Below are 15,815 nucleotides of genomic sequence, written 5' to 3'. Positions count from 1 at the left end.
TGAATATTTCTTTCTATAATCTAATTGTTCTCAAGTTCAAATATTTGAAATCTAAAGAGAATAAAGCATAAGACGAGGTGAATTAGATGCATACTATAGAAATTAGACAAGTGACAAAGACCATTCATAAAACAGCAATTCTTGAAAATATTAGTTTTACAGCTGAAGAAGGTAAAATTACTGCCTTTTTAGGTCCAAATGGCGCCGGTAAGAGCTCAACCTTACGTATTTTGCTAGGATTAGACCAAGCTGATTCAGGAACAGCTCTGATTGGCGGAAAAAGATATAAGAATATACTTTATCCACTTTTAACAGTAGGTGCTTCATTTGATGGTGTAGGCGCTCCCGATAGTAGGACTGTGACTCAACACCTCAAAATTGCTGCAGCTAGCAATGGAATACCTTTTTCTCGCATTGATGAGGTTTTGTCATTGACAGATATTACTGCAAAAGCAAATGCTAAAATTGCTAGTCTATCCTTAGGAGAAGGGCAGCGCTTAGGCATTGCAACAGCTTTGTTAGGGGACCCACAGTACTTAATTCTTGATGAACCTACTAACGGACTTGATCCGAGTGGTATTCGTTGGTTTAGAGAATTTATTCGACAACAGGCGAATAGAGGAAGAACGGTCCTCTTATCTTCTCATATATTATCTGAAGTTGAAGCGGTTACTGATTATGTTGTATTCATTAATAAGGGGCATGTTATAGCTAAGAGCTCTTTACCACTAATTATGAAAGATTGTAGTAGTTTAGAAGATGTCTTCTTCAATCTGATCGGAGACAATCATGAAAAATAGATCATTAATTAACGCAATTCAAGCAGAATTTCTGAAAATTATTTACAGTAAAAGTACTCAGCTAGCGTTAATCACTACGTGTGTATTTCAGCCACTCTTAGCCTATTTTAGCTCTAGACAAATATTGACTGTTGGCCTTGATGGAACACCTGATAGTAATCCAGAATTACTTGAAGCGATTCCACCGATTGAATACATGGGTTTTGATGCTGTTTTATTAGGAATATTAGCTATGATTATCCTAGCAAGTGTTCTAGGCAGTCTAGAATACAAGAATAATAGCCTTCGCACCAGTCTGCTATTGTACCCTAATAAGATTACATTTTTTCATATAAAAATATTAACTCACCTTTGTTTCTTTTTATTAATCTCAACGCTTTCAATCTACCTATCCATTGCAGCGAGTCAGCTTGCTCTAGGCTCTAGTGGACTTAATCCCATCTTTCTTAATGAACGAACTTGGCAATTGATTATGTTTGCTGTGATTTCATGGACTTTGCTAGCTGAATTGTCATATATCCTTGCTTTCTATGCTAAATCAGCCATACCTGTATTACTATTTTTAATCCCCCAGCTCTATAATTTAGGAAGTTTTCTAGCTGAACGATTCTTAATCGCTAGATTGCTCCCCGTTAGCTTAGCGACGAATCTCATTGCTAGCTCTCCGATTCAGCTAGCCCATACCCCAGTAATTACTGTTTTTTTCCTAACTTGTTGGGTATTGGTTATGGGATTACTAACTTATCATCAGTTCGTTAACTCAGATCTTAAGGAGATGAAATAAATGTTGAATAGTTTGCGAAGCGAATATTTGAAATTCTTCTATAATCCTTGGTTAAGTGGCACAGCCGTGACAACTATCTTACTAGTTCCAATGATGATCCTTTACTTGCACGAGAGTCCTAAAATTGTTAACGAGTCCTACGTGTGGGAGCAGTTAGCTGAGAGTTTCTATTTAGGACAAGCAGGCATTATAGTGATAAGTATTTTATATATTGGCCAGGAATATTTAAATGCTAGTCTGAGAAACTCCCTACTGGCAGTACCAAGGAGAATGAATATTCTATATAGTAAAGTTTTTGTTCTATTGTCAATTACATTTGGAATTTGGTTAATGACTGTAGCCCTGTCATTGCTTCTCGTTAGAATATATTACCAACAAGCGTTATCAAGTTCCTTATTGTCTCTCGTATGTTGCAGTGGTTTGCTCTTAGTTAGCCTTATTTTTATCTGCATTAGTTTAGTCATTATATCTAGGTCAATGTTGGTATCAACAGCTCTGCTGCTTTCTCTTTTACTAGGCTTGGGTCAGATTCTACTACAATTTAGCCCTTTCGTTAGTTATTGTCCTCTTATTGCTACTCTAAATTTATTCTTTGCCCAAGAAAATCCCTTATTTCTTCCTGTTTTTGAAGGGGTTATCGTTCAGTTTCTATGGTCTATTTTATTAATAAACGTCGCTGGTTGGATATTTTGTAATCGATCTGTTCAATAAAATACATACTAGCTAGAGAACTTTTGTGATATCATTTTACTATGAAAAATATAAAAAAATATAAAATCCTAGTTGTCGATGATGATGACCGTATTTTACGACTTATCAAAAATACTCTTGAACGTTCGGGGTATAAGGTCGTTACGAAAGCAGACCTTAAGGATATTGAGCTTTCATCTTTTATCGGATATGACCTGATCTTACTTGATATTATGATGCCAATTAACGGTCTTGAAATCTGTCGACGTATTCGAAAACAGATTAAGGTACCAATTATATTTGTTACAGCTAAGCAATTAGATAGCGATTTGCTTGCTGGCATTAATGCTGGAGCAGATGATTATATAAAAAAACCTTTTAGCATTAAAGAATTAGAGGCTCGTGTGCAAATGCACCTTCGACGCGAAGAACGAAGCCAATTTCATCAAATTCAACATGGGGATTTACTTCTTGATATTGACCAACAAGTCCTCTTTGTCAAAAATCAACCATTATCATTGACGAAACGTGAATTTACCTTGGTACACATACTTGCCAGCCAACCCAGAAAAATATTCACTGTTGAAGAGCTATTCGAGAGGCTCTATCCTGCTGAATCTGATACACAGTTTCGGTCAATTGCGGAATATATTTATCAAATTCGAAGTAAATTGAAGGTATATTCAATCAATCCCATTAGGACACAGTGGGGGGGGAGGCTATCAATGGAACGAAAACTCAACTTCCAAGGACATATAGAAAAAACAGTTTGGAGAATTATCTGGCAGTTTGGACTTTCTATTATCCTAGCTTATCTAGTTCCTCTAGTTTTTTTGAGTATAGAAATTCATAGCAATAGCTATTCTTTCAACCGAGAAGTATTGAATATTTTCTTCAATGTTTTTTCATGGATGTATGCTTGTACTATGCTTGTTATAATCATTTCGATTAACCTTACTAAACTATTAAAAATAGTCAAACAAGATATGGATATTGTCTATCATCAAAGTTTATGGTTAAATCATAACCCTCGTTCCTGGGATATTCAGATTGCTGAATTCAGCCAAACAAATCGACATATTGAAGCGATGCAAGAAAGAATTGAGCGTATGGTTCAAGCGGAAAAGAAACAAAAAAAGGATGTTCTATTTAAAGTTTCCGCAATGGCTCACGATCTTAAAACCCCGCTAACAGTGATTCAGGGTAATGCAGAATTGCTGCAGTTTAGCATACAATCAAATCAAAACTATCAATGCCTTAAAGATATCGAAAAAGCCAGCCAACAATTAGATGATTATTTCAATCAATTAATTAGCTATGCTAAAATGTCTTATACAAAGCCTATTTACTTTTCTGACTATTCAGTCGAAAATTTGGCTAAAGTTATAAAAGATGAATGTGCCTATCTTATAGGAAAGACAATTACTTATCATCTTTCAGAAGACTTGAAGGAAGGGTATACAGTTCATGTTGATATGGATTTAATTATTCGTTCGGTGGATAATATTATTAACAATGCAATAAGTTATGGGTCCAAGCCTAACCAAGAAATTAGATTGTACATTGTTGCAGATGCTAGACACTTACGAATTATAATATGGAATCGCGGTGCCGGCTTTTCAGAAGAAGTTTTAGAAAATTTTGGTAGTTTATTTTATAAAGCGGATAGCTCAAGATCTCATAAAAACCAGCATTTTGGAATTGGTCTCGCTTTCGTTAAACAAGTAATGGTACTGCACGCTGGTTATATCCAGCTCCAGAATATCAATCAGGGGGCTCGGGTTGAACTAGCTATACCTGTTTATGAAAAAGGATAGTGTTTATCAAACGCTAAGAATAGATTGTTGCTTTCCATGGCACTTGCTTTATCATAGATTTAGCAGAATCCTAGGAGGTTTAAAATGTCCAAGCAAGTCCAAGCCTGTCAAAAACTTTGGGCGCAAAATAAATATTTGGTACTGAGTAAGTCGCAGAAGCTCTACTTAGAAATTCGGGAGTATTTGAAAACAGAGGAGCCAGAATTAGATGTGGTAGAAGCCTATATCGATCAAGCCAAGGCCATGCCCGAAGACCGCGGCCAGGTTGTCAATGCCTACCAGCATGTCTGGGGCTACTTTAAAAAATTAGCGACCGACCGAGAAAAAGCTGATTTTATGGCCCTCCTGTCGGCATACCGGGAGGGCGAGGCTAATAAAGACAACTTGGCTCAGGCCGTAAGAGATTTATTGGTTCTTTATCCCAATGCTTATTTGGAGCAGTCTACTTTGTTATATGAAGTGTAGAGATGGATATTTAAATAGTTATTAGCTGATAGAAGCTCCTGAGAAGGGGCTTTTTTCTTTACTGAACTATAGGAATGAGCTTATAAGTGATTAATCGTTCTTTTAGAAAAATAAATCAAAGCAATGAAATAAAGTTCATATTATAATTTAATATTTTTTGTAAAGTGAACTATAATTCATTTATGAAACTTTAATGGGAGAGCACAATGGCTAAAGATAATAAAGAAAAGTTAATTAAAGCGACTGATCACTTGCTTAGAGATAGAAGTATTAGCTCGATTACGACTAAGGAGATTACAAAGGAGGCTGGAGTGTCTGTTGGTGTTTTTTACAACTATTTCACTAGCAAAGAAGATGTCTTTACCGAATTGATCAAGAGCTTCTTCAATTATTCACTAGCAGAAATGGAAAAACTTAAGGCAGAAATTACTGGTAACAATCTCCGGTCGGAATTAAAATTTAAAGAATTTTTGGTCAAGGGGATGGATAAGAACTGGGAAAACCGGTTCTTAAATAGTGATATCCTGATGCTGTCACGAAAGGACCAGGCCTTTAAAGAGCTGATGGTGGATTTTAATGAACAGATGGTTGCTATCATTGTTGCTATTTTAACCATTATTCAAGATGGCGGTCAGGATAAAGATCAAGTCACCAAAGCCAAATTAATCATGAACTTGATTCAAAACTCTTACCCTGTCTTTTCTAGTTTTGAAGATGACCAAGAACAAGAAGCTTATATGGAGAAAGTTGTCAAAATAATTTTTGATCTGAGCTTTAATGAATAGAGGACGAGACTATGGAGAATATTTTAACCGTCAAAGACCTATCGAAAACCTATAAAAATGGACGGAAAGCCTTAGATCGCCTGAATTTTCAGGTGGAAAAGGGTGAAATCCTGGGATTCTTAGGCCCCAATGGTGCTGGGAAAAGTACCACCATTAATATTTTATCTACGCTTTTAAAGGCGGATGAAGGCAAGCTGACCTACTTTGGTGATGAAGGACTGTCCTTGAAGAGAATCAAACAAAGCCTCGGTATTGTACCGCAAGAACTCGCTATTTATGAAGAAATTTCGGCCTACCAGAATGTTAAATTCTTTGCCTCCCTCTATGGCGTCAAGAAAGCTGAAATGAAGGACAAGGTTGACAATGCGCTTAGAAAGGTGGGACTAGAAGAGCGAAAACATGATAAAGCTGCCACTTTTTCAGGTGGGATGAAGCGGCGCTTAAACATCGCCTGTGCCATAGCCCATGATCCCCAATTAATTATTTTTGATGAGCCCACGGTGGGAATTGACCCTCAATCTCGAAACCACATCCTCGACTCCATCAAGTCTTTGCGAGCTGAAGGGGCCACGATTATCTACACTACCCATTACATGGAGGAAGTCCAGCAAATTTGTGACCGAGTTATCATCATGGACGGGGGAGTGGTTTTGTTAAATGATCGCTTGGATAATATTTTGGATGATTACAGTGATGCCAGCTATCAAATTAGCCTCAACCAGCCCATGTCCAAAGATTTATTGGACAAGATCCGTCAGCTCCCTCATGTGTTGACGGCTGATCAAGACAGCGATTTGCATTTGAATCTCACTATGAAGAAAACAGGCACTTCCCTAAATGCAGTCTTGTCGCTTTTGTTGCAATCTCATATTGCTATTAGTGGTATCCAAACCAAGAAGAAGAACCTAGAAGATGTCTTCTTAAGCTTAACTGGGAAGAGATTAAGAGACTAAGGGGGATGCTTATGTTAACCATCATGAAACAAGATCTGGTGAATCTCTTTAAAAATAAACCGATTATGACCTATCTTTTACTCTATCCGCTGCTCTTAATTAGAGTGACAGGCTTTGTTTTTTCTCCGCTTTTTAGTGATGATTTACTTACGGCCTATGACTATTATGGCGTCACCATGATGATCTATTTATCCATGGCCACGGTGATTATCTTGCCCGAGCTCTTGTTTGGTCACCAGGTCAAGTATGCCAATTATCGGATTGTCTATTCGCCCATAGCCAGGTATAAGGTTTACCTTTCTAAATTAATCGTGGCTATTGCAGTCTCCTATGTCATCCTCGCCAGCTATATCTTGATTTTTAATACGAGCGGATGGGTTAACTATGGGGGACGGCATGTGTTTGATATCTTATTACTTGATTTAAGTTTGGTGACTTTCTCAGTCACCTATGGGGGAGCCTTTTGCCTCTTACTAAAAAGTGAAGATCTAGCCACAAAAATTCTAAACTTAGTGATTAACCTTTTTGCGATGCTGTCGGGGTTATTCTTTCCCATGTCTATCTTTGGCAAGCGGATTAGTCAAATAGCCAATCTGTCACCGATCGGACAGGTGATGGAGAGCTTTTTTGAAATCATTTATGATAACAATAATCATTCTCTTTCAACGACCATGATGATCTTATTATTAGCGTCACTAATTTTTTTATTCATTATTCATTTAAAGTATCACCCTGAAGATTTTGGAGAGTAAAAATGAAATTTATTATTCTAAATAATAATTTAAAGCGACTATTTCAAGTTCAATCTTATCTCTGGTTGTCAATTTTGATTGTTTTTGTAACGGTTGCCGCTAGTGCCTTTGTCATTACTATGGATCTTCCTAAGCCTATAATAGGAGTCGATTCAAGTGCCAGTGACTTGTTAGCCTTGGATAATGATGCTTTAACTGTTGAAGCACTGTCAGGAGACAAGCAGGACTTTACTCCGTTAATCACTGGTCAATATGACGCCTACATCAGTAAGGGTGAAGGTAAATACCATGTGACCACGGTAAGAAATTCAGCTTTAGGGGGAGGCTTAAGTCAATGGCTCAATGAGGGGAAAATTCCCAGTCAACCGGCATCAAGCGAGGATCATTTCAAAGTGCTGCTCAGTGTTTTAGCCATGACTTCGATGATCCTCTCCTTAATCCTCTATCGTTTTTATTTTGATGACCGACAAGGGATTGTTAAGCGGATTTATTCTAGTGGGCTTTCGACTTTTTCTTATCTTTCCCAGCAAGTACTTTTCACTTTCTTACTTTTATTTATTATTAATGCTTTAGCTTGCGCTACCTTATTGCCTATGTTTGACCTGGCTCTATCTGGACACCTTTTCTTATACCTATTCTTAATCGAATTATTTGCGGCCAATTTTGGTATGTTCTTATCAACCCTAACCAAGAAAAACCAAGGGGCACTCCTAGTCGGTACTATGCTATCTGTTTTGACCATGCTTCTTTCGGGGGCTTTGTTACCTGTAAAAGGAGACACTCTACAAGAGCTTATCCAGCCATTTTTCCCGCAATACTATATCTCAAAATTCGGAGATGATTTGGACGGGCAATCGCTGGCATTAGGTCAATCGTTAGGGCCTATTCTAATATATATTTTAGCCTTTTTCTTGCTAGGATACCTCATTCAAAAGCGAAGAATTGAAGATTGATGGCGTCAAGAACTAATCAGGAAATGAGTGATGCCACAGCTCGTAAGCTATTAAGAGCTGTGGTTGATAAAGAAGTTCTTTGTTGGCACGGAAATTCAAAGCGAGATCCAGACAATATTACACTTTAATAAATGAATAAAAATATTGAAGAGTAGTTCGGAGTAGTTCGGAGCGACTTACAGTAAATTTCAACACTTTCAGCTAATTAGAGTACTTTTTATAGGTTTAGAGTAAGTTGAAAGGGTTCAGAGTAGCATGACTTTATTGAGAGTAGTTTCTTAGTAATAACTCTACTATGTAGCGTTTTTTATCATTTTCTTCCCCATCTATTCACCCATAATTAGGGTGTTATGTATTTCAATGCAAAAGATAATAGCGGTTTTCTGACAAGTTTTAATTGTTTAAGAATTCCGCTTTTTTGTTTTTTTATAAATCGAGAGATTATCTGATAGAATGGGAGTGAAAGAATAAAATGATATGGAAGGATGGCTATCATTTAAGGAGGAGATGAACGATGAATTCACTACTTCTAGTTGAAGATGACCCCGTGATTGGCCAAGAGATTGTCGACTTTTTGACCAAGCATGGCTTTGATGTAGAGCTGGCGAAAAATTTTGCTGAAGGGCAAGCGGCGTCGAACCAAGCTTATGATCTGGCTATTCTGGATTTAAATTTGCCGGATGGGAATGGTTTTGATCTTTTGGCACTCTTTTTAGAGAATCATATCAAAGTGATCATTACTACTGTGGTGGCTGATGTGGATTTTATTGCGGAAGCTCTCGATGCGGGAGCGTCGGACTATCTCACCAAACCCTTTAACCTGAATATCCTGCGGGCTCGGATTGCGGCTTGCTTGAGAGACTTTGGGCCTATGGAAGTGGACAGCGATCTAGTCCTTAAAGAAGACCAGGGAATAATTTGTTACCAGGGGCAGGTGGTTGCTTTGACGGCTTTGGAATATCGTCTTTTGGCCCACTTTATCAGACACCGGGGCCAGCTTCTGACTCGGGACCAATTGCTGGATCGCTTCTGGGATGCTCGGCAGGCCTATGTGAATGACAATACTCTGACCGCCACGATTAAGCGGATCCGCGACAAGACCTCCAAGGATCTGATTGAAACCGTCCGCGGTATCGGCTACCGGTTGAAGCTATGATTTATATATTGTGGCTTCTAAGCATACTTGGTGTATTTTGCTGGTTGAAGTTCCGCCAGCGCCGGCGGATTCAAGAGCTGACAGATCTGATTGACCAACTCTACCAGAAAGATTATCAGATTCCCATGAAGCAGGATGATTTCTCCCAGTTGGAAGACCAGATCTATAAGTTATTTATTGAGCTCGTTGAAGAAAAGGAAAAGGTTCAGCAACTTTCCCAAGATCAGAGTCAGAATATCGAAGACATTGCCCACCAGATTAAGACGCCGATTACGGGCATGCTCTTTGCCTTGGAAAATGATAAGACGGATCCGGCGACTCTCTCCCAGCAATTAAACCGGCTCAACGACTTGTCCAATGCGCTCTTGAAGTTGGCCAGTCTGGATAATAATCTTGAGAGTTTCAAATTGTCGCCAGTTCACTTGAGGGAAGTGGTAGACTATGCTCTGGATATCTTAAGTGACGAGATTGAGGACCATGGAATTGTCGTTGATATTAATATAGGGGAGGCGGTTATGCTCGGGCACTTTAACTGGTTGAGCGAGGCTGTCATTAATATCCTAAAGAATGCCATTAACCAGGAAGGCACACGTCGAATCTGGCTAAGGGCTCGGGAGAACCCCATTTATTTGGAATTGTCTATCCAAGATGATGGGGGAGGAATTGCTGAAGGCAAGCAAAAGAAGATTTTCCAGCGTTTCTATAAAGATCCTGATTCTAAGGGCTTTGGGATTGGCCTCGCTATGGCCAAGCGCATTGTTGAAAAACACCAGGGGCAAATTAGCTGCCGAAATACCGACCAAGGGGCAGAATTTATCCTGCAATTTTATAAGTGAGAGGGAAGATGTTATAAAAATCGATTAGACATAAATCGGCTAAAGTCGTTCTTATTCTTATTTGCTCCAATCATCCAAGCCTAAGCGCCAAGTCTCACGCCCTTAGTCGGGTTCAGTCTGGCAGCTTTCGTGTCACTTCACAAGTCTCCGCCGCAGTCTATGAGACTGCTCTGGCGACTTGCTCCAGTGAACGAAAGCTAACCGCCAGCCTTCACACCCTGTGTAGTCGGGTTCGCAAGAGCAGCTTTGGAGTGCTTTCGCAAGTCGGAAATGTGCAAGCCTAGCTTGCCCTTATCCCGACTTACTCCAAGCATCCAAAGCTAACCGCTCTTACTCACACCCTTTATTTTGTCACCTTCTTGTCACCTTCGTCCGCTATAGTCAAACTAGGAGGAGATCTTATGGAAATACTTCGCGTTGACAATTTGACTAAGATTTATGGCGAGGGAGAAAAGCAAGTCCGGGCTGTCGATGGAGTGAATCTGTCCGTCAACCGGGGAGAGCTTATCGCCATTGTCGGACCGAGTGGGTCGGGGAAGTCTACTCTACTCCATATGCTTGGTGGGGTGGACCGGCCTAATGAGGGGAAGATACTCATTGAAGGGTCCGATATTGCCAGCTATTCGTCTAAGGAAATGGCCTTGTTCCGGCGGCGCAAGGTGGGGCTGATCTACCAGTTCTACAATCTCATCCCCAATCTGACCGTGGCACATAATATTAAACTGCCCTTGAAGTTAGACGGCCGCCAGGTGGATGACGCCTTCTTTAATGACTTGGTGACTAAGCTGGGCTTATCCGATAAGTTGCAGGCCTTTCCGAGTGAGCTATCGGGAGGCCAGGAGCAGCGCGTGGCCGTGGCCCGCAGCCTGATCTACCGGCCTTCGATCATCTTAGCGGATGAACCGACCGGGAACTTGGACAGGAAGAACTCTCAGGAGATCATTGACCTCTTGAAGTACTTCAACCAGACCCTCAAGCAGACGATCCTGATCATCACCCACGATGAAAACCTGGCCCTTCAGACCCAGCGGATTATCACCATGGTCGACGGGGCTATCGTAGGAGATGAGCCCAATGAATAAGAAGAATTTACCGATTTTCATTTCACTTCTGATTGTTAGCCTCTTTTTCACGGTGATTTTTTACTATGGCTATACCAATATTTCGTCAAGTAACCGCCAGCTGAAGGCAACGAATTTCTACGATGCCCACTTGTCAGAAGACCTGTCCCAGGAGGAGATCGCTAAACTCAACCAAGTGGAAGCCATTGAGCTAGCGGGCGGGACTTCTGCCAGAGCCCACAGTGCTAAATACAAGGACCAACTCATTTCTATGGTGGGACAGGATGTTCAGGTTAAGCAGATGCGAGAAGAGTCTTATTTGTTGGCTGGACGCTTTCCTGAGTCGGCGGATGAAATTGTCCTGAATGAATCTCTAGTTAAGCAGGAAGGCCTCTCCCTAGGCGATGAGCTAGCCATCGAGCTTGGGGACCGTCAGGTGGACGGGAAGACGATCGATGCCCGGTCGACCTATACCGCTGAAGAAAGCTTTGAGACCACAGAAAGCCGCCACTATACCCTGGTTGGTGTCTACAAAGATTTCTATAATGAGAACTTAAAAATCAATTACGGCATGCCTCTGGTGGATGATGACGAAGCATTGATCCCTTTGATCAATTTTCATGACTTCAAGACAGCCTATGCCCAGAGCGAGGCTATCCAAGACGAGATTCAAGATCTACTAGGAAAAGAAGTGGAATTGGACTTTAATGACTCCCTGGTCCGCTACTACGGTCTGGATGTCAGTCAGAGTAAAAATTTGATGACTAAGCTGGTTAATGCCCTTTCCCTCCTCTTATGTATGGGAATCTTTGTCTTCTTTATCAAAAATATTTTCTGGGTTTGGGGTCTGCAGAAGATTCGCGAGCTCTCCATGTATAAATCCATCGGGTCGACGGACTTTCAAATTTATCTCTTGCTGGTGAAAGGGGCACTCACAATCTCCGTCCTGCCTGTTTTAATCGGTCATGCCCTGGGCTTCTTCCTTATTCGTTATCTCTTTGAAGTCGCCAATAGTGGCAAAGCCGAAGTGGTCTTCTTTAACCAGGTTCATTTTAACTGGATCTTGTCTCTGGTCATTATCCTGGTGGCCCTAGCGGTTGTCCTAGTCGCGGTCATCTATCCGGCGCGCAAGATCGCGAAGATCGATATTATTGAAGGACTCAAGGGGAATTTTAGCCTGTCTAAGAAGAAGGGCAAGAAGCGGAGTCCCAAGCTTTGGAAAGAACTTCGACTGAACAATATGGCCAGTATCAAGTCCCAACGCTACATCTCAGCTATTGGCATTCTGATTGTGGCCATCTTCTGTATCGTTTATGCCATTGCCGACTACAACCGGGACTTCTATGCCTTTGATGATGGCTATGATCTCACGGTCCACTACTACAATGACACCGGTGAATTACCCCCTATTCTGCCCGAAATTCTTGCTGACTATGAGGGGGAGGGCTATATTTCTAAGGAAAAGAACCTAGCTATTGAACCTAACCTGGAGCTATCCCAAACCGCCCAATCACTGGGCCTGGATGAGCAATTGGAGCAAATGATAGCTGACACCAAGCCCCAATACATCAGGGGAATTCTGGTCGCCCTCGAAAATGACGACCTCCAAAAACTGGGCGGCAGGCCAGGGAAATTTACCCTCTACAACCAGGTCCAAGCAGATCCCAACGAGCCCCTTGCCCAAGCTGAGAAAGTGCCCTACTTTGATCATCCTGATCAATTAGACCTTAGTATTAATGAGAAGCAGCGCAGCCTTCCCATTGCGCAGACCATTGATGATCTTGGCCCCTACCAGACTCGGATCCTGCCCTTTAATGTTATGGTCTATACGGATTTTGAGACTTATCAAGAGCTGATGGAAGAGGTGCAAGACGATAAAAATTACAATTATCCTTTTGAATTGAAGCTGAAACTTCCCGAAGGACAAGCTGGCCGGACCAAGGAGGAAATCACTAGCCGCATCGAAAATACCATAACTTATAATGAAAGTTTCAAGGTCTTCACAGATGAGGAGATCCAGGCCGAACAGTTTACAGATATTCAAAGCTTCAAGCTGATCATCTATGGGATTGCGGCCATCATCTTCCTGATGAATATCACCAACGGCTATTCCTCCATCAACCTCAGCCTGATGAACCGGCGCAAAGAAATCGGGACCCTCTATTCGATTGGTATGGATATCCAGTCCTTGAGAAGCCACTTCAGTCGCGAATTTCTCTTCGAACAAGGGAAGTCCTTCCTCTTGTCTGTCTTGATTACTTTAGGGATTATGCTAGGGATAGCTGGTCTATTCAAGAGTGTTGATATGAAGTCCCTAATCTTATACTTCCCTTATCTGGTCTTCCTAGGATTTGCGGTTCTAGTCTATGGCTTGAACTTGCTCATTTACTGGACAGGTCTCAGTGCTATTCTAAACCATGAGCCGATTGACCTAATCCGAGGCGTATAGAAGTTAAATTGATGGATAAAAACACTTTAAGCGGTCAAAAGTACTCTTACTTTGCCCGCTTATTTTTTCGTGCTATATTAAATATAAATAAGAAAGATTTTGTATCTAGCAGAGGAGATGATCAAGGATGAAGACACTAGAAGAAGTGAAGGAAGCGCGTCAAGCAGCCCAAGAAGTTTTGTCGGGCTTGGATAAAGCCATTAAATCCCTGCAAGATGCCTCTAGCTGGGGTGTAATGGACTTATTAGGTGGGGGATTCGTCTCGTCAATGATGAAACGCGATCATATGAAAAGGTCTAATCAAGAGCTTGAAGACCTCAAACGCGGCCTAGATAAATTAGATCATGAATTGGCTGATCTCGGTCTATCTCTCCCAGATGAACTTAGTGATAGCTGGGGCGATAATTTCGTGGATGTCTGGCTAGATAATATCTTCATTGACGCCAAGGTCCAATACGAAATCAAAGACCAGCTCAAGGCCCTCCAGAAGCTCCGCCAGTCGATTGTTGAACTGGAGGAGGACTTGGCTGAGAAGATGGATCAATTGAAGTAGAATGATCCAATTTTTCTCTTGGGATAAAACTTGCTTAAAGATGGCCTGGCCATTATAATTAGATAATAAATATCTAATAAGGAAAAACCTAGACAAGCAAGTCAAAGCGAGGGCGTGTGAGTGAGAGACGCTTACTTGTACTAGGGGCTGGGCCTTAGGGTGTTTTTTAACACCGGATAGTAGTTCATTTGTTTGAGCTGCCGCGTCAGACGCGTTATCATGGATGGCAAGTTTTTTGAAGGCTTGTTAAAGAGAGTCAGCAGGAAGCTGGCTAATAGAGGTGGCACCGCAGGTTAAGCACTTGTCCTTTATTCACATTGTGGAATAAAGGACAAGTGCTTATTTATTATGGGAGGTAGAGAAATGGTAGATGATTTGTTTACTTTATACACATTAAAAGTTGAGGTTCTGGCAACTGACCGACCCTTTGTCTGTAGTCACCAGGAGGGAGATTATTTTATTGTGGAAGGTGAAAATTTAATTTTTCCACAGTCGCAATCTTTCTCTATGTACGCTTTGGCTGCGCTGCTTCCCTTGTTACCAGCCAAACAAAGACTTTTACAAGAGAATGATTGGATGCGGTCTGATGCTATCATTGCATGTCCAGACCCTAATTGTGGGGCTGTTTTTAAGATAACGAGACAGCAAAAGAAACAGTTTAGCCATGCTGAAACAACTGTAGTTCCGATTAGTCAAGGAGATGATGATCCATGTTAGAGAGAATTGAATTAAGCCCTGGTTACAGTATAGCTCGTGTTCTTAATGGTTTGTGGCAGTTATCGCCGGGCCATACCTTAAGAGGGCAGCTTGATTTAGAAGAAATTAATCAAAGTTTTCATCAATTAGGAGAACTAGGATTTACAACTTTTGATCTGGCTGATATTTATACGGGAGCAGAAGAGGCTTTAGGACGATATCTGAAAGAATTAGGCCATCACTCTCATTTAACTGCCCATGATATCCAAATTCACGAGAAATATGTGCCCGACATTGATGTCTTGGAGACTGTGAGCTTTAAAGATACGGAGGCGATTATTGATCGGTCTTTGAAAAAATTAGGACGTGACTATATCGACCTCATGCAATTCCACTGGTGGGATTATAGTATCGATCGTTACATTGAAGTAGCTGAACACTTGGTTAAGCTACAGAAGAAAGGTAAGATTCGCTATATTGGGGTAACAAATTTCGACACGGCTCATCTTAAAGAATTAGTTGATGCGGGTATTCCTATCATTTCTTGTCAGTCCCAATATTCGCTCTTTGATCGTCGACCAGAGAAGGAGCTGTTAGCATATTCGATTGACCATGGCATCCAACAATTATGTTTTGGAACCTTATCAGGGGGCTTGTTATCGGATAAATATCTCGAGCAGACAAATATTAAATTAGAGACGCGGTCCCAGGTTAAATACCAACAAGTCATTGACCAAAGTCTGGGTCAGATTGGTTACCAGGAACTCTTGCATTTATTGGATGAGATTGCCCATAAACACCAGGTATCTATTTCTAACGTGGCGACTCGCTATATTCTTCAACAAGAAGGGGTAGCAGGAAGTATTATTGGGATTCGAAATCGTCGACATATCCAAGATAACTTAGCTATCTTTGATTTTACTTTGGATCAGGAAGATCTTGACTCTATCCGATCCTTCTTAGATCAATATCCACGTTTACCTGGAGATTGTTATGAACTGGAGAGAGATCCTAACTCAATCTTTTCATCAATTATCCGGCGGCACGAGAATGCGAATGGTTAAG

16 protein-coding genes and 1 pseudogene are annotated in these 15,815 nt (G+C 40.9%); all 17 read left to right on the top strand.

Annotation, left to right across the window (positions count from 1 at the left end; translation table 11 throughout):
* Window positions 1-86 precede the first annotated feature (86 nt).
* The 17 genes and pseudogenes from HMPREF3090_RS06865 to HMPREF3090_RS06785 all read left to right on the top strand — a co-directional run bounded on the left by HMPREF3090_RS06865 (window position 87) and on the right by HMPREF3090_RS06785 (window position 15,814).
* On the top strand, window positions 87-800 hold the full coding sequence (locus HMPREF3090_RS06865; RefSeq protein ID WP_067974851.1) for an ABC transporter ATP-binding protein: 714 nt from the start codon (window positions 87-89) through the stop codon (window positions 798-800).
* Window positions 790-1,584 carry an ABC transporter permease gene (locus HMPREF3090_RS06860; RefSeq protein WP_067974855.1) on the top strand — a complete coding sequence of 265 codons (795 nt, stop codon included), beginning with the start codon at window positions 790-792 and terminating at the stop codon, window positions 1,582-1,584. Before HMPREF3090_RS06865 ends, HMPREF3090_RS06860 begins: the two co-directional genes overlap by 11 nt.
* Window positions 1,585-2,295: an ABC transporter permease gene (locus HMPREF3090_RS06855; RefSeq protein WP_067974858.1), complete on the top strand. Its 711-nt coding sequence runs from the start codon at window positions 1,585-1,587 to the stop codon at window positions 2,293-2,295.
* Between the two features lie 41 nt (window positions 2,296-2,336).
* Window positions 2,337-3,033 (top strand): annotated as a pseudogene (locus HMPREF3090_RS10040) (response regulator transcription factor).
* Window positions 3,000-4,091, top strand: a complete 1,092-nt coding sequence (locus tag HMPREF3090_RS10035) for a sensor histidine kinase (protein ID WP_067974861.1) — start codon at window positions 3,000-3,002, stop codon at window positions 4,089-4,091. The pseudogene HMPREF3090_RS10040 and the gene HMPREF3090_RS10035 overlap by 34 nt, the downstream one beginning before the upstream one ends.
* Before the next feature lie 84 nt (window positions 4,092-4,175).
* Window positions 4,176-4,556 carry a YbgA family protein gene (locus tag HMPREF3090_RS06840; RefSeq protein WP_067974864.1) on the top strand — a complete coding sequence of 127 codons (381 nt, stop codon included), beginning with the start codon at window positions 4,176-4,178 and terminating at the stop codon, window positions 4,554-4,556.
* Window positions 4,557-4,762: 206 nt separating this feature from the next.
* A complete protein-coding gene (locus HMPREF3090_RS06835) occupies window positions 4,763-5,341 on the top strand; it encodes a TetR/AcrR family transcriptional regulator (RefSeq protein WP_067974869.1) in 579 nt (192 codons plus the stop codon).
* A gap of 11 nt (window positions 5,342-5,352) precedes the next feature.
* A complete protein-coding gene (locus tag HMPREF3090_RS06830) occupies window positions 5,353-6,294 on the top strand; it encodes an ABC transporter ATP-binding protein (protein WP_067974872.1) in 942 nt (313 codons plus the stop codon).
* 11 nt (window positions 6,295-6,305) lie between these two features.
* Window positions 6,306-7,046, top strand: coding sequence for an ABC transporter permease (locus HMPREF3090_RS06825; protein WP_067974875.1), 741 nt, complete (start codon window positions 6,306-6,308; stop codon window positions 7,044-7,046).
* Between the two features lie 2 nt (window positions 7,047-7,048).
* On the top strand, window positions 7,049-7,999 hold the full coding sequence (locus tag HMPREF3090_RS06820; RefSeq protein WP_067974878.1) for an ABC transporter permease: 951 nt from the start codon (window positions 7,049-7,051) through the stop codon (window positions 7,997-7,999).
* Between the two features lie 514 nt (window positions 8,000-8,513).
* Window positions 8,514-9,155: a response regulator transcription factor gene (locus HMPREF3090_RS06815; protein WP_067974880.1), complete on the top strand. Its 642-nt coding sequence runs from the start codon at window positions 8,514-8,516 to the stop codon at window positions 9,153-9,155.
* 44 nt (window positions 9,156-9,199) lie between these two features.
* Window positions 9,200-9,991 (top strand): sensor histidine kinase, encoded by a 792-nt coding sequence (locus tag HMPREF3090_RS06810; protein ID WP_233419249.1) that lies wholly within the window; start codon window positions 9,200-9,202, stop codon window positions 9,989-9,991.
* Window positions 9,992-10,392: 401 nt separating this feature from the next.
* Window positions 10,393-11,073, top strand: coding sequence for an ABC transporter ATP-binding protein (locus HMPREF3090_RS06805; protein ID WP_067974887.1), 681 nt, complete (start codon window positions 10,393-10,395; stop codon window positions 11,071-11,073).
* On the top strand, window positions 11,066-13,501 hold the full coding sequence (locus HMPREF3090_RS06800) for an ABC transporter permease (RefSeq protein WP_067974892.1): 2,436 nt from the start codon (window positions 11,066-11,068) through the stop codon (window positions 13,499-13,501). Before HMPREF3090_RS06805 ends, HMPREF3090_RS06800 begins: the two co-directional genes overlap by 8 nt.
* Before the next feature lie 127 nt (window positions 13,502-13,628).
* A complete protein-coding gene (locus HMPREF3090_RS06795; protein ID WP_067974893.1) occupies window positions 13,629-14,054 on the top strand; it encodes a hypothetical protein in 426 nt (141 codons plus the stop codon).
* 363 nt (window positions 14,055-14,417) lie between these two features.
* Window positions 14,418-14,771, top strand: coding sequence for a TIGR04076 family protein (locus HMPREF3090_RS06790; RefSeq protein WP_067974895.1), 354 nt, complete (start codon window positions 14,418-14,420; stop codon window positions 14,769-14,771).
* Window positions 14,765-15,814 (top strand): aldo/keto reductase, encoded by a 1,050-nt coding sequence (locus HMPREF3090_RS06785; RefSeq protein ID WP_067974899.1) that lies wholly within the window; start codon window positions 14,765-14,767, stop codon window positions 15,812-15,814. The genes HMPREF3090_RS06790 and HMPREF3090_RS06785 overlap by 7 nt, the downstream gene beginning before the upstream one ends.
* Window position 15,815 lies beyond the last annotated feature (1 nt).

Source organism: Aerococcus sp. HMSC23C02, from assembly GCF_001806805.1.
GTDB lineage: Bacteria > Bacillota > Bacilli > Lactobacillales > Aerococcaceae > Aerococcus > Aerococcus sanguinicola.
Note: the sequence above shows the minus strand (reverse complement) of the source record. Positions and strands in the feature narration are given on the sequence as shown.

Bases quoted from the DNA above. Each gene is read 5' to 3' on its own strand.
- HMPREF3090_RS06865 (WP_067974851.1), top strand. From the start codon at position 87: ATGCATACTATAGAAATTAGACAAGTGACAAAGACCATTCATAAAACA.
- HMPREF3090_RS06860 (WP_067974855.1), top strand. From the start codon at position 790: ATGAAAAATAGATCATTAATTAACGCAATTCAAGCAGAATTTCTGAAA.
- HMPREF3090_RS06855 (WP_067974858.1), top strand. From the start codon at position 1,585: ATGTTGAATAGTTTGCGAAGCGAATATTTGAAATTCTTCTATAATCCT.
- HMPREF3090_RS10035 (WP_067974861.1), top strand. From the start codon at position 3,000: ATGGAACGAAAACTCAACTTCCAAGGACATATAGAAAAAACAGTTTGG.
- HMPREF3090_RS06840 (WP_067974864.1), top strand. From the start codon at position 4,176: ATGTCCAAGCAAGTCCAAGCCTGTCAAAAACTTTGGGCGCAAAATAAA.
- HMPREF3090_RS06835 (WP_067974869.1), top strand. From the start codon at position 4,763: ATGGCTAAAGATAATAAAGAAAAGTTAATTAAAGCGACTGATCACTTG.
- HMPREF3090_RS06830 (WP_067974872.1), top strand. From the start codon at position 5,353: ATGGAGAATATTTTAACCGTCAAAGACCTATCGAAAACCTATAAAAAT.
- HMPREF3090_RS06825 (WP_067974875.1), top strand. From the start codon at position 6,306: ATGTTAACCATCATGAAACAAGATCTGGTGAATCTCTTTAAAAATAAA.
- HMPREF3090_RS06820 (WP_067974878.1), top strand. From the start codon at position 7,049: ATGAAATTTATTATTCTAAATAATAATTTAAAGCGACTATTTCAAGTT.
- HMPREF3090_RS06815 (WP_067974880.1), top strand. From the start codon at position 8,514: ATGAATTCACTACTTCTAGTTGAAGATGACCCCGTGATTGGCCAAGAG.
- HMPREF3090_RS06805 (WP_067974887.1), top strand. From the start codon at position 10,393: ATGGAAATACTTCGCGTTGACAATTTGACTAAGATTTATGGCGAGGGA.
- HMPREF3090_RS06800 (WP_067974892.1), top strand. From the start codon at position 11,066: ATGAATAAGAAGAATTTACCGATTTTCATTTCACTTCTGATTGTTAGC.
- HMPREF3090_RS06795 (WP_067974893.1), top strand. From the start codon at position 13,629: ATGAAGACACTAGAAGAAGTGAAGGAAGCGCGTCAAGCAGCCCAAGAA.
- HMPREF3090_RS06790 (WP_067974895.1), top strand. From the start codon at position 14,418: ATGGTAGATGATTTGTTTACTTTATACACATTAAAAGTTGAGGTTCTG.
- HMPREF3090_RS06785 (WP_067974899.1), top strand. From the start codon at position 14,765: ATGTTAGAGAGAATTGAATTAAGCCCTGGTTACAGTATAGCTCGTGTT.